Annotated in this window: 9 protein-coding genes; 4 read left to right on the top strand and 5 right to left on the bottom strand. The window is 62.4% G+C overall.

Going from position 1 to position 14094, the window contains the following annotated elements; translation table 11 throughout:
- Positions 1 to 156 precede the first annotated feature (156 nt).
- A complete protein-coding gene (locus QMK17_RS07205; RefSeq protein ID WP_283507842.1) occupies positions 157 to 1329 on the bottom strand; it encodes an MFS transporter in 1173 nt (390 codons plus the stop codon).
- Between the two features lie 348 nt (positions 1330 to 1677).
- Here QMK17_RS07205 and glgX point away from each other — a divergent pair, with 348 nt between their 5' ends.
- The 3 genes from glgX to treZ are packed head-to-tail and all read left to right on the top strand — an operon-like array spanning position 1678 to position 8094.
- Positions 1678 to 3939 carry a glycogen debranching protein GlgX gene (gene glgX, locus QMK17_RS07200; RefSeq protein ID WP_283507841.1) on the top strand — a complete coding sequence of 754 codons (2262 nt, stop codon included), beginning with the start codon at positions 1678 to 1680 and terminating at the stop codon, positions 3937 to 3939.
- Between the two features lie 4 nt (positions 3940 to 3943).
- A complete protein-coding gene (gene treY, locus QMK17_RS07195; protein ID WP_283507840.1) occupies positions 3944 to 6346 on the top strand; it encodes a malto-oligosyltrehalose synthase in 2403 nt (800 codons plus the stop codon).
- Positions 6343 to 8094: a malto-oligosyltrehalose trehalohydrolase gene (gene treZ, locus QMK17_RS07190; protein WP_283507839.1), complete on the top strand. Its 1752-nt coding sequence runs from the start codon at positions 6343 to 6345 to the stop codon at positions 8092 to 8094. Before treY ends, treZ begins: the two co-directional genes overlap by 4 nt.
- Positions 8095 to 8142: 48 nt before the next feature.
- On the opposite strand, the gene QMK17_RS07185 is transcribed toward treZ, so the two are convergent.
- Positions 8143 to 9651 carry an MFS transporter gene (locus QMK17_RS07185; RefSeq protein ID WP_283508007.1) on the bottom strand — a complete coding sequence of 503 codons (1509 nt, stop codon included), beginning with the start codon at positions 9649 to 9651 and terminating at the stop codon, positions 8143 to 8145.
- 122 nt (positions 9652 to 9773) lie between these two features.
- On the opposite strand from QMK17_RS07185, the gene QMK17_RS07180 reads away from it, so the two are divergent.
- Positions 9774 to 10310, top strand: a complete 537-nt coding sequence (locus QMK17_RS07180; protein WP_283507838.1) for a TetR/AcrR family transcriptional regulator — start codon at positions 9774 to 9776, stop codon at positions 10308 to 10310.
- Here QMK17_RS07180 and ilvA read toward each other — a convergent pair.
- The 3 genes from ilvA to QMK17_RS07165 are packed head-to-tail and all read right to left on the bottom strand — an operon-like array spanning position 10298 to position 13922.
- Complete coding sequence (ilvA, locus tag QMK17_RS07175; protein ID WP_283507837.1) at positions 10298 to 11653, bottom strand: threonine ammonia-lyase IlvA; 1356 nt, start codon at positions 11651 to 11653, stop codon at positions 10298 to 10300. The genes QMK17_RS07180 and ilvA overlap by 13 nt on opposite strands.
- A gap of 44 nt (positions 11654 to 11697) precedes the next feature.
- On the bottom strand, positions 11698 to 13473 hold the full coding sequence (locus tag QMK17_RS07170) for a pyruvate dehydrogenase (protein ID WP_283507836.1): 1776 nt from the start codon (positions 13471 to 13473) through the stop codon (positions 11698 to 11700).
- Between the two features lie 14 nt (positions 13474 to 13487).
- Complete coding sequence (locus QMK17_RS07165) at positions 13488 to 13922, bottom strand: nitroreductase family deazaflavin-dependent oxidoreductase (protein WP_283507834.1); 435 nt, start codon at positions 13920 to 13922, stop codon at positions 13488 to 13490.
- Positions 13923 to 14094 lie beyond the last annotated feature (172 nt).

Genomic DNA, 14094 nt, shown 5'->3' with positions numbered 1-14094 from the left:
AAAGATCTTGATCGTGATGGTGCTCCGGCTATCGAGCTTAGGGACTCCATCGATGTGATGGTGCCTGCGGCGCTCGCGAAGTGGCGCGTCGAAGGTTCTGTCAGTTCAGTCGCGGTGCAGGTGGACGAACCCGCCGCGCTGGTCGGTGCGCTGGATTCAGACGCTGACGGTTTCCGCCGCGGCTGCGGTGACCCGCATCCGCGCTGTAGCGACGAGAAGCACGACGACTGCGGCGACGGTGATCATCGCCCCTGCCCAGATAGGCGAGGTGTATCCGAGTCCAGCGCTGATGGTGACTCCACCGAGCCACGCCCCGAGCGCATTGCCGAGGTTGAAGGCTGCGATGTTCGCACCCGAGGCCATCGTGGGAGCCTCCGTTGCGAAGGACATCACACGCATCTGCAGAGCCGGGACGGTTGCGAACCCGAAAGCACCCATGAGGAACAGAGAGATGACGGTCGCAAGTTGGCTTTCCGCCGAGAACGCGAAGACCACGAGGACGACAGTCAGCACGGAGAGCAGTGATAGCAGAGTGACGGTCAGATTTCGGTCAGCGGCTTTGCCACCGAGGTAGTTTCCGACGAACAAGCCGACGCCGAAGAGGACGAGTAGCCAAGGGACCGACGATGACGTAAATCCGCTGACCTCGGTGAGCGTGTACGCGATGTAGGTGAATGCTCCGAACATGCCGCCGTATCCGAGGACGGTGATAGCGATCGAGAACCACACCTGGCCGCTACGGAAGGCACGCATCTCACTGCGAAGACTTGTCGGCGCATCGCCGTCGGAGCGTGGGACAAGTGCGACGATGCCGATGAGTGCAATCACGCCGATGACCGTGATGGCCCAGAACGTCGACCGCCACCCGTGGGTCTGACCGAGAAACGTGCCGAAGGGGACGCCGAGAACGTTGGCTGCAGTGAGACCGGCGAACATCATGGCGATTGCACCGGCCTTCTTGTTCGGCGCGACCAGAGATGCCGCAACGACAGCTCCGATTCCGAAGAATGCACCGTGACACAGCGCTGCGACGACGCGGCCCACCATCATCGCTTCGTAGGAACCCGCGACGGCCGACATGAAGTTACCGGCGATGAACAGCCCCAGTAATGCGACGAGAACATTCTTGCGGGGGAAGCGCGTGACGAGCGCGGTCACGCCGACTGCGCCGACGACGACGCTGAGCGCGTACCCGGTGATGAGCCAGCCTGCGACAGCTTCGGTGACGTCGAAGTCTGCCGCAACTTCCGGGAGAAGTCCCATGATCACGAACTCGGTCAGTCCGATCCCGAATCCACCGATTGCAAGTGCGAGTAGTCCCAACGGCATTTCGTGCCCTCCTTGATCGACGCGTTCGCCCAAATGTGGCGTGCGCTATAAGTTGCAGGCGCGTCATAAATAGTTGCACACGCTTTATAAGTGCGCAAGCCCCTAAGCCGCGATGGACGTCTGCTGGCTCGACTGTCTCGATTGGACGCGCACGACACTTACTGACCAAAGCGGTGGGCGACGGACCCGTCTGCCGTGCGGTTCAAGGCACCGTCGTGATCTATCGCGACGAACATCACCTGACCGCCACCTCGATGCGTACCCTGACCACGGAGTTGGGTCGGCAAATCGCCTCGGCGACCGGTTGGTGGTGAGCCGGTTCTTTCCGTCCACAGTAAGGTTTCGTTCATGTCTGTCGAATCACCCGCGATCGAAGTGTGGCCTGGATCCGCGTATCCGCTCGGTGCCACGTACGACGGAGCGGGCACCAACTTCGCACTGTTCTCCGAGGTCGCAGAGGCCGTCGACCTCTGCTTGATCGCCGACGACGGAACTGAGAGACGCATTCGATTCGAGGAGTCCGACGGGTACGTCTGGCACGCATACCTGCCGTCGATTATCCCCGGCCAGAAGTACGGCTACCGCGTCCACGGACCCTGGGATCCAAGCGCAGGACACCGTTGCGACCCCAGCAAACTACTTCTGGACCCGTACGGGAAGGCGTTCGAAGGCGACTTCGACGGTGACCGATCACTGTTCTCCTACAGCCTCGACATCCCCGAAGCCGACGACTCCCCCACGGCGCCGGAAAACGCGCTCGAGGACCGGCCGTTCGAGGATGGTGAAGACCTCGACGATCCAGAAGAGGAGGTCGTCGAGCCGAACCCGATCGCGCACGACGACTCACAGCGCGAGGATTTCCCGCAGCACGACTCACTCGGCCACACGATGACGACCGTCGTCATCAACCCGTTCTTCGACTGGCAAGCCGACCGCGCGCCCAAGCGTCCGTACCACGAGACCGTGATCTACGAAGCACACGTCAAGGGCATGACGATCCAGCACCCCGACGTGCCTGAGTCGCTCCGTGGGACGTACGCCGGTCTCGCTCACCCCGCGATCATCGATCACCTGTTGAACCTCGGGATCACGGCGATCGAACTGATGCCGGTGCATCAGTTCATGCAGGATCAGACACTCCTCGACCAGGGTTTGCGAAACTACTGGGGGTACAACACCTTCGGCTTCCTCGCACCGCACGCCGACTACTCCTCGAACCCGACGGCCGGTGCCGCGGTCACCGAGTTCAAGGCGATGGTCCGCGCGTTCCACGCAGCAGGCATCGAGGTGATTCTCGACGTCGTCTACAACCACACGGCCGAGGGTAACCACATGGGCCCGACCATCAGCTTCCGCGGCATCGACAACGCCGCGTACTACCGCGTGGTCGACGGCGACTCTGCCCACTACATGGACTACACGGGCACGGGCAACAGCCTCAACGCCCGCCACCCGCACACGCTTCAGCTGATCATGGATTCGCTGCGTTACTGGGTCACCGAAATGCACGTCGACGGCTTTCGCTTCGACCTCGCGTCCACGCTGGCTCGCGAACTGCACGACGTCGATCGACTCAGCGCGTTTTTCGACCTTGTGCAGCAGGACCCGATTGTCAGTCAGGTCAAACTGATCGCCGAGCCGTGGGACATCGGTGAGGGCGGCTACCAGGTCGGCAACTTCCCAGGGCTGTGGACCGAGTGGAACGGCAAGTACCGCGACACCGTGCGCGACTACTGGCGAGGTGAACCGGCAACATTGGGCGAGTTCGCATCGCGGCTCACCGGATCCTCCGACCTCTACGAGGCGACCGGCAGGCGTCCCGGTGCCAGCATCAACTTCGTCATCGCCCACGACGGATTCACTCTCAACGACCTGGTCTCGTACAACGAGAAGCACAACGACGCCAACGGCGAAGACAACAACGACGGCGAAAGCCACAACCGATCGTGGAACTGTGGAGTGGAGGGTCCAACGGACGACCCCGAAATCCTCGATCTGAGGGGCCGCCAGATCCGCAACATCATGGCCACTCTGCTGCTGAGCCAGGGCACCCCGATGATTGCGCACGGCGACGAACTCGGACGCACCCAGCAGGGCAACAACAACGTGTACTGCCAGGACTCCGAACTCGCGTGGATGGACTGGTCTCTCGCCGAGACGAATGCCGACCTCATCGAGTTCACAAAAGCTGCCATTGCACTGCGTAACAACCATCCGGTGTTCCGGCGCAGGCGGTTCTTCGAGGGCCGACCAATTCGCACCGGCGAGCAGGCACGCGATATCGCCTGGCTCACCCCTGCCGGAGAGGAAATGACTCCGGAGGACTGGGACAGCGGATTCGGCAAGAGCCTCACCGCATTCCTCAACGGCGACGGCATTCCCGAACCCAATCTGCGCGGTGAGCGAGTCGTCGACGACTCGTTCCTGTTGTGCTTCAACGCACATCACGAAAGCATCGAGTTTCAAACGCCGGACGGTGAATATGCCAAGGAATGGACCGTTGCCCTCGACACGGCAGTTCCCACCGGGGCAAGTGAGAACGTCATAGAAGCGGGTACACCGGTCAAGGTGGCCGCCCGGTCACTCCTCGTTCTACGAAAGACGGACTGACACTGTGTTGACCCCCTCGCGGCCGATTCCATCCAGCACATATCGACTGCAACTGCGTGGGGACGGCTTCACGCTGGAGGACGCCCGAGGGATCGTCGATTACCTCGACGACCTCGGAGTCACTCACGCCTATCTGTCGCCGGTGCTGACAGCAACCGAAGGATCGACTCACGGCTACGACGTCGTCGACCCCACCACGGTCTCCCCCGCCCTCGGCGGCAGAGAAGCTCTCGAAGCTCTGGTGGCCGAACTGCATTCGCGCGGCATGGGCGCGATCATCGACATCGTGCCGAATCACGTCGGCGTCGACGATCCACGACAGAACCAGTGGTGGTGGGATGTGCTCGGCAAGGGGAGAGCGTCCGAGTTCGCGACCTTCTTCGACATCGACTGGGCCACCGACAACGGTGCCGACGGCAAGGTCGCACTGCCGGTCCTCGGCTCCGAGAGCGACGTCGCGGAACTGACCGTCGACCGTTCCGAAGAAAAGCCGCTGCTCGCCTACTACGAACACCGCTTTCCCATCGCCGAAGGCACCGACGACGGCGATGCGCAGGCTGTCCACGACCGTCAGGCTTACCGACTCGTCAATTGGAAGGCCGGACTCGTCGGATACCGGCGGTTCTTCTCGGTCAACGGATTGGCAGGGTTGCGTCAGGAGGATTTCGACGTCTTCACCGCCTCCCACAGTCAGGTGTCGAGTTGGATGGCCGACGACCTCGTCGACGGATTGCGAGTGGACCATCCGGATGGACTCGCCGATCCTGCAGGCTATCTGGACGAATTGCGTGAGCTGATCGGCCCGGACCGCTGGCTGGTGATCGAGAAGATCCTGGCCCGCGGTGAGCCGTTGGACGAATCGCTACCGGTCGACGGAACCACGGGTTACGACGCGCTCGCCGACATCGGCGGAGTTCTCGTCGACCAAGCAGGGATGCTCTCTCTCGGCGAACTTTCCCTGGCCAGAACGGGCGCATCAGGGGATGCGGCATGGTTGCATGCACGAGAACGCGACCTCAAAGCTGGAGTTGCACAGGGAGATCTCGCACCTGAGGTGCGACGTCTGACCAGGGCCGTGGTCGCCGAGTCAGGAACCACCGTTCCCGCCGATTCGATCGCAGCAGCACTTGTAGCACTCCTAGCACGCATGCCGTACTACCGCTCCGACTACGCTCCCCTCGCCGGCACGATCGCTCGCGTGATCGGAACCCTCACGGCCGAACAACCAGAACTCGAGGAAGGCCTGGAGGCGATCACTGCCGCTCTGATCGCAGGTGGCGAATCCGCGGTGAGATTCGAACAGGTCACCGGCGCGGTCACCGCCAAGGGCGTCGAAGACTGCCTGTTCTACCGCGCCACACGTCTGGTCTCACTTCAGGAAGTCGGCGGCGAACCGTCAGAATTCGGTGTCACTCCCGCCCAGTTCCACCTCGCGAACGCCGATCGCGCAGTGCGGTGGCCCGCTGCCATGACCACATTGTCGACGCACGACACCAAACGCGGTGAAGATGTTCGCGCTCGTATCGGCGTTCTGTCGCAGACACCGGAACTCTGGACACGGTGCACAGCAGACTGGGAAGTCCTCGCTCCAAGCCCGGACGGCGCCACCGGACTTTTCTTGTGGCAGAACCTGTTCGGCGTCTGGCCGGTCGACGGCCGGATCACCGACGAACTCCGTGCCCGTATACATGCGTACGCGGAGAAGGCCATACGCGAAGCCGGACTCCGCACCGGATGGAGCGATGTCGACGAGACCTTCGAGTCCTCGGTCCATCAGTGGCTCGACTCGATCCTGCAAGGATCGATTGCCGACTCGGTCACGATGCTCGTCGCGCGTCTCGATCCGCACGGACGCAGCGACGCCCTGGCGCAGAAACTACTTCACCTCGTCGGGCCCGGAATCCCCGACGTCTACCAGGGCACCGAACTCTGGGAAGACTCCCTCGTCGACCCCGACAACCGTCGACCCGTCGACTACACCCTGCGCCGGCAGAGACTCACCGACACCGCCACGCCTGCAATCGAAGCCAACGGAGCAGCGAAGTTCCGAGTAGTCAAGGCAGCATTGCACCTGAGGCGGGAGCGTAGCGAAAGTTTCGTCGGCGGAACCTACGCGCCGATTCACGCTTCCGGGCCCGCTGCGGCGCACGTGATCGGTTGTGCACGGGGTCCACTGTCCGGGGTGGCCGACGTCATCGCACTCGCAACCCGGCACTCCCTCACCTTGGCCTCGCAGGGTTGGGGATCGACATCGGTGGTACTTCCACCAGGACTGTGGCGTGATCGGCTGACCGATTCGGTCCACTCGGGCGAGATTTACGCCGAGACCGTGTTCGGCGAGCTGCCGGTGGCGCTGTTGGTACGTGATCAACCCGCTGCCGAGAATTCAGAAAAGAGCGACGCATGACTCACCGGTTCGAAGTTTGGGCTCCGACACCGACATCCGTTCGCGTGAACGTGGACGGCGAAACCCTCCCCATGCAGAGGGGGGATGGCGGCTGGTGGCATGCAGACGTAGAAGCGAAGCTGGACAGCCGGTACGGGTTCGTGCTCGACGACGACGACGCGATCATCCCTGATCCGAGGTCGCCACGGCAGCCGGAGGGAGTCCACTCACCCTCCCAGCTGCACACCCTCGACAAGGCCGCCTGGACCGATGGGTCATGGACCGGCAGGCAGCTACCCGGCGGGGTGATCTACGAGCTTCACGTCGGAACCTTCACTGCAGCGGGAACATTCGACGCGGCCATCGACAAGCTCGATCACTTGGTCGAACTCGGCGTGACGTTCGTGGAGTTGATGCCGGTCAACGGGTTCAACGGCGAACACAACTGGGGATACGACGGCGTGCTCTGGTACACCGTGCACGAAGGGTACGGCGGACCCGACGGCTTGCAGCGACTCGTCGACGCCTGTCACGGCCGCGGCCTTGGTGTCATCCTCGATGTCGTCTACAACCATCTGGGGCCGTCGGGTAACTATCTGGAGCGATTCGGCCCGTACATGGCGCAGGGGGCGAACAGCTGGGGACAGGCGATCAACTACGCCGAAGCGGAGTCCGGGGCGGTCAGGCGCTATGCGATCGAGAATGCACTTCGATGGTTCTCCGAATTTCATATCGACGGACTTCGCCTGGACGCCGTGCACGCCATCGTCGATCACACCGCGGTGCATCTACTGGAGGAACTGGCGGTCGACACTCGCCGACTTGCGGCCCATCTCGGCAAACCGTTGACACTGATCGCGGAGAGCGATCTCAACGACGCAAGCATCGTCACGGCCAGGTCCGGTGGCGGCTACGGTCTCGACGCGCAATGGGACGACGACATCCACCATGCGATTCACGCTGCCGTCTCCGGCGAACGGCAAGGGTACTACGGCGATTTCGGTTCCTTGCAGGGGCTTGCGAGCACACTGCGACAAGGTTTCTTCCATGCCGGAACCTACTCGAGCTTCCGCGGCCGTAGCCACGGCAGACCCGTCGATACCAGACGAATCCCAGCCAGCTCGTTCGTCGCCTACACGACGACGCACGATCAGGTGGGCAACCGTGCGATCGGCGACCGCCCGGGGTTCTACCTCTCCCCCGGCCAACTCGCGGTCAAAGCTGCACTGGTTCTGGCGTCCCCGTACACCCCGATGCTATTTATGGGTGAGGAGTGGGGTGCGTCGACACCCTTCCAGTTCTTCACCTCTCATCCGGAACCCGAGCTGGGCAAAGCCACTGCAGAGGGCCGAAAAGCCGAGTTCGCCGAGCATGGTTGGAAAAGTGAGGAAATTCCCGATCCGCAGGATCCGGAGACGTTCACCAGATCCAAGCTCGATTGGTCCGAACTCGAGACCGCTGAGCACGGACGGCTCCTCGACGTCTACCGAGGCTTGCTCGCCTTACGGAAGCAATACGCGGAGCTGACCGATCCGTGGCTCGCAAACCTGACGGTGGACTACGACGAGGACGAACGCTGGATCGTGGTGCACCGCGGAACGCTTCGAGTGGTGTGCAACTTGTCGGCGAACGAGGTGACAGTTCCAGTCGGTGGTACCCCGCTACTGGCCTGGGAGCCACCGATCTCGGACGAAACCGGTTCGGCAACGAGGATTCCCGGCCATTCTTTCGCGATTCTCGCGCCTACCGCGCCCGTGAGTGGTTGGTGACACCCTGCCGTCACCAACCACTCACGGGCGGCGAAGCCGCACCGCCCATCACCAGCGGCGTAGCCGTACGGCTACGACAACGGCCGTCGCGGCCATGACCACGGCCGTTGCAGCGGACGCCGCATGCATCCCGGTCACGAACGCGGCGTGCGCAGAATCGGTCAGTGCCGCGCCGACCTCGGTGGGCAGGCTCCGTGCCACCGAAGCTGCGCCGCCGAGGGTCTCCTGCGCCGACGTCGCCTGTTCGCCTGCGAGGTTCGACACGTCGAGTCCTCGCCGGAAGAACGACATGACGACGGTGCCCAGAACGGCGACCCCGAGCGCGATTCCGAGCTCGTAAGCAGTCTCGGACACAGCCGATGCTGCACCCGCTCGCTCCGGTTCGACGGCACCGACCACCAGGTTCGAGGTGAGCGTCAACGCGATGCCTGCACCTGCCCCGACCAAGACGAAGCCGAGGATGAACAGCGTTGGGCCGCTGTCGACCCGGAGCCCGAACAGAAGTGCCGCGCCGACTGCTGCAGCTGCAAGTCCGGCAGCGAGAACTGTTCCCGACGACCAGAACCGAATCAGGTATGCCGCGACCAGCGACGTCACGATGCTCGACGCCGTACCGGGCAGCAACAACAGACCAGCCTCTAGTGGAGTGTTCCCCAATACCAACTGGAGATACTGCGCGCCGAAGAACAGTACTCCGGCTAGCGCAAAGACCGATAGAAAGTTGGTGAACACGGCCGTCGAGAAGGCTTGGTTGGAGAACAACTTCAGATCGATCATCGGGTCGTCCAGGCTTCGCTGCCGCCGAACGAAGGCGATACCTGCGATGACTCCCACCACCGCCACTACAAGGTTCAAAAGGCTCAATCCGTGTGCGGCAGTCTCCTTGACCGCGTAGACGAGCGGCACCAGAGCGAGCATCGACAGACCGGAACTCGGCAGATCGAACTTGCCGGGATGGGGGTCCTTCGACTCTGGAATTACCAACGGGCCGAACGCAATCAACGCCAGCATGACCGGAATGTTGACAAGGAACACCGATCCCCACCAGAAGTGTTCGAGTAGCCACCCGCCCACGAGTGGTCCGGCCGCAGCACCGCCACCCGCCATCGCACCCCACAGTCCGATTGCCATGACGCGCTGGCGTGGGTCCTTGAAGATGGTTCTGATCAGACCGAGTGTCGCAGGCATCAACGTCGCGCCGGAGACGCCCTGCAGCACGCGGGCCGTGATGAGCATCTCCGGACTATCCGAGAACGCAGCGACGACCGAGGCGATACCGAATCCTGCGGCGCCGATCAGCAGCAGCTTGCGTCGACCGACTCGGTCTCCGAGGGTGCCCATAGTGATGAGCAGACCTGCCAGCACGAACGAGTAGACGTCGATGATCCACAGAAGCTGATTACTGCTGGGCGCAAGATCGGAACTGATGAACGGAAGTGCCAGATCGAGGACCGTACCGTCGACCGCAATCAGCAGAACGGCGAATGCCAGCACGACAAGACCGAGCCAGTCCTTCGGCGTCGCCTGCTGCTCGGGGACGGACTGCATGCTCGGCATGCGAATCTCACTCACAACTACTCCTAGATTTTTGCCGGCGACTAAACCGTCCAGCCGGTACAGTGCCCCAGGTTAGCAGCCAACCGTCCAGCCGGTAAAGCTCTTTCTGTAGTGTGGCTGCCATGTCGCCCGGCACACGAGACCGAATCCTCGACGCGCTCGAAGAAATGCTTCTCGATCAGGGGCTGACCAAGGTGACCCTCGAGAACGTCGCTTCGAAGGCCGGCGTCTCCAAAGGCGGGCTGCTGTACCACTTCAACACCAAAGACGCGATGATCGCGGCGATGGTCCGTCGACTCGGTGAGCGATCCGATGCCCAGCGTGAAGTGGCCGCGGAAGGCGGGACAACCGTCGCCCAGTGGTACTTGCAGCCACCCGAATCGATTTCCGAAAAGGAGACCGCGCTCTATCGGTCGACCCTTGCGGTACTGCGCAGCGTCGACGGCAACCCCGGCGAGATACAGCAGGCCGTCACCGAAGTCATGCGACTGTGGGACGAGGGACTGCGTACCGAGATCTCCGACCCGGTGACAGCAGAGATCGTCCGCTTGGTCGGCGATGGAATCTACCTCGGCGCGCTGCTCGATCTGCCAGCCCGCGATCCCACACTGCACCAGCAGGTCGTGGAGCGACTACTCGGGACGGATCAGGTCAGGTAGCGGTACGCGGGTGATCCGGGCTCCAACTGTTCCACCGTTAGCCGAGATGCCCGCATCCGTTCCAGCAACGCACTGAGACCGGTCGCCACCCCCAACTCGATACCCACCAGCGCTGCGCCGGTTTCACGATTGTTGCGCTTGACGTACTCGAACAAAGTGACGTCGTCATCCGGCCCCAGTACCTCGTCCAGGAAACGACGCAGCGCGCCCGGCTCCTGAGGGAAATCGACCAGGAAGTAATGCTTGAGACCTAGGTGCACAAGCGATCGTTCCAGAATCTCGCCGTACCGCGACACATCGTTGTTGCCGCCTGAAATCAGACAGACGACGGTGCTGCCGGGTGCAACCGTGATGTTGTTCAACGCAGCGACACTGAGCGCGCCTGCGGGCTCGGCGATGACTCCTTCGTTCTGGTAGAGCTCGAGCATCGCGGTGCAGATCGCACCTTCGTCGATCTGGGTCATCAAGAACGGCCCGGCACCACCAGCGGGGAACGACGGCACAGCAACCAGCGGCAACGAGGCATGCGAGACAACCTGGGCCCCCAGCGCCTGCAGTGCCGCGTACGGAACGTCGCCGATACGGCAAACGGCTGCACCGTCGACAAACGGATCGATGTCGCTCAACGTGACGGGACCGCCTGCCACGAGCGCTGCGGTCATCGACGCTGCACCCGAAGGCTCGACTCCGACGAGCGCGGTCGACGGCGACCGCTCGCGGAGGTAGGTCGAGATGCCTGCAATGCAACCACCGCCGCCGACCGGCATCACGACCGTGTCCGGCGCCGAGCCGAGCTGCTCGATGATTTCCGCGGCAATCGTGCCCTGACCGGCGACCGTACGTGCGTCGTCGAACGGGGGAACCATCGTCGCGCCAGTCCGAGCGACATCCGCCGCCGCAGCAGCCGCCGCATCATCGAAAGTGTCACCGATGAGAATAAGTTCGACGAACGCGCCGCCGTGAACACGGATGCGATCACGCTTTTGCTTCGGAGTATTCACGGGAACATAGACGCGGCCGCGAACCTGCATCGTCCGGCACGCGAAGGCGACGCCTTGCGCATGGTTCCCGGCACTGGCAGTAACGACGCCCGCGGCGAGCTCCTGCGGGCTCAGCTGGGCCATCAGGTTGTAAGCGCCGCGAATCTTGTACGAGCGCACGATCTGCTGATCTTCGCGCTTGAGATACACGTTCGCGCCGGTGGCAGCGGACAGACGTTCGCAGAACTGCAACGGTGTCGCCGCAACCACGCCCGAAATTCGCTGCGCAGCCACATCGATATCGTTCGCCGTAACGGCGAACGGTTCGGTGGTGCGAGCGGCTACATCAGGCGAGTTGGACACCCTGTCTATGCTGCCACCAGCGCAGATCACGCTTCGACCCGGGACTACCCTCGCGGATCCAACTGTGAGGGCAACGGCATGTTACGAAGATTCGATTTGGCCATCTGCACGGCTTCACCGACTCCGCCGTTCATGACCATCCTCGACATCGCCATTGCGAAACCTTTCACTTGCTCGCCGGTGATGGTGGGAGGCAACGACAGTGCATTCGGATCGGTGACGATATCCACAAGCGCAGGCCCGTCGTGTTCGAGCGCCGACCTCATTCCCGACTCCAGATCGCTTGGATCCTCGATGCGCGTGGAGAATATCCCGAGCGCAGCTGCGACTGCGGCATAGTTCGTGGCCGGAACGTCGACGCCGAAGTCCGGGATACCGTCCACCAGCATCTCCAACTTGACCATGCCGAGCGTCGAGTTGTTGAACACCACGACCTTGACCGGCAGCCGATACATCGCAACGGTGACGAGTTCACCCAGCAACATCGACAGTCCACCGTCCCCGGACATCGACACGACTTGACGCGTCGGGAACGCCACCTGCGCACCGATTGCGTGCGGTAGCGCGTTGGCCATCGAACCGTGCAACGCCGAAGAAATGAACCGGCGTTGGCCGTTCGGATTCAAATACCGGGCCGTCCAGACATTGCACATACCGGTGTCCGTGGTGAAGATCGCGTCTACGGCCGCGATGTCGTCGAGAATCGACGCGGCGTACTCCGGGTGAATCGGCGTGCGCTGCTTGACCGGTTTGGTGTACGCGCCGACCACCTTGGTCATGAGCTTGTTGTGCTGTTCGAGCGTGCGATCGAGGAACCGACGATCGGTCTTGCGCTCCACGAGCGGCAGCAGCGCGGCCAGCGTACTCTTGGCGTCGCCGTGCACGGCAAAGTCGAGACTGGTTCTCCTGCCTAGCTTCTCGGCCGCATTGTCGATCTGCGCAGTCCGAACCTTGTCGGGCAGAAACTGGTTGTAGGGGAAATCGGTGCCGATGAGCAGCAGCAGGTCCGCGTCGTGAATGCCTGCGTGCGCGGCACCGTATCCGAGTAGCCCTGTCATGCCGATGTCGAAAGGATTGTCGTACTGCACGTACTCCTTACCGCGCAAGGAATGCCCGATCGGAGCGCCGACCACCTCGGCCAGCTGCAGCAGCTCCGCGCGCGCATCGCGCACTCCTGCGCCCGCGAATATCGCTACGGTCTCGGCTGCGTTCATCGCGGCGGCGAGTTTCTCGACGTCCACTGCAGCAGGTACGAGAGTTGGCCTGGCGGTACGCACGTAGGAGGGGGCCGCGCCGCCGATCGGCTGATCGGCGACGTCACCCGGCAAAGTGATCACCGCGACTCCCGACTTGGCAACCGCGTGCTGCAGTGCCGAATGCACAACTCGCGGAGACTGTTCGGGCGTACTGATCAGCTCCGCGTACACCGAACACTCGATGAACAATCGGTCAGGATGAGTCTCCTGAAAAAAACTCGCACCAATCTGCACACTCGGGATCTGCGAGGCGATCGCCAGAACCGGGGCCCCCGAACGATTGGCGTCGTAAAGACCGTTGATCAGATGCAGGTTTCCTGGACCACACGAGCCCGCACACACCGCGAGCTTGCCGGTGAGCTGAGCCTCTGCCGCGGCCGCGAATGCTGCGGCCTCCTCATGCCGGACGTGGATCCAATCGATACCGCCTGCCTTCGCTCCCCCGCTGCGCCTGACAGCGTCGACGATCGGATTGAGACTGTCACCGACTATCCCGTAAATTCGTTCGACACCAGCTTCGATCAGTTGATCTACGATTTGTTCGGCGACGTTCTTGGTGCTCAACGCGGTTGTCTCCTTCAGACTTTGGACAGTACGAAAACAGGAATTTCACGGTCGGTCTTCGTCTGATACTCCGCATAGTTGGGGAAGGCCTCGACGGCGCGCTCCCACCACACAGCCTTCTCGTCCCCGGTCACCTCGCGTGCGATGTAGTCCGCCTTGTCGGTCCCGTCCTGCAGCTCGACAAGAGACTCCGCTTTCACGTTGTAGTACCAGACCGGATTTTTCGGCGCACCGCCGAGCGAAGCAACAACGGCATATTCGCCATCGTGTTCCACCCGCATCAGCGGCGTCTTTCGAAGCTTGCCGGACTTGTTGCCCTTGGTCGTCAACAGGATGACCGGCATCCCATTGAGTTCGACGCCCTCGGTGCCCCCCGAACCCTCGAGAAGTTCGGCCTGCTTGCGGGCCCAGTCGGATGTGCTCGGTTCGTATTCTCCAGTCAATGGCATGACCACCAGTCAACACCTCATGGTTCGGTCGTGCCACGAGATTCGTGTCTCCGCAACGGCCGCATGAATGGACCATCACGAAGCCTGGACGGCTTGAAGGGTCTATTCATGCCGAAGGAAATCGCGAACAACAAAGTTTGGTGGACCGAATCCATACATACGTATACCCTCA

Origin of the sequence: Rhodococcus sp. G-MC3 (assembly GCF_030063335.1) — a bacterium.
GTDB lineage: Bacteria > Actinomycetota > Actinomycetes > Mycobacteriales > Mycobacteriaceae > Rhodococcoides.
Note: the sequence above shows the minus strand (reverse complement) of the source record. Positions and strands in the feature narration are given on the sequence as shown.

Coding starts and splice junctions, on each gene's coding strand:
- QMK17_RS07205 (WP_283507842.1), bottom strand. CDS start 1,329: ATGCCGTTGGGACTACTCGCACTTGCAATCGGTGGATTCGGGATCGGA.
- glgX (WP_283507841.1), top strand. CDS start 1,678: ATGTCTGTCGAATCACCCGCGATCGAAGTGTGGCCTGGATCCGCGTAT.
- treZ (WP_283507839.1), top strand. CDS start 6,343: ATGACTCACCGGTTCGAAGTTTGGGCTCCGACACCGACATCCGTTCGC.
- QMK17_RS07185 (WP_283508007.1), bottom strand. CDS start 9,651: ATGCCGAGCATGCAGTCCGTCCCCGAGCAGCAGGCGACGCCGAAGGAC.
- QMK17_RS07180 (WP_283507838.1), top strand. CDS start 9,774: ATGTCGCCCGGCACACGAGACCGAATCCTCGACGCGCTCGAAGAAATG.
- QMK17_RS07165 (WP_283507834.1), bottom strand. CDS start 13,922: ATGCCATTGACTGGAGAATACGAACCGAGCACATCCGACTGGGCCCGC.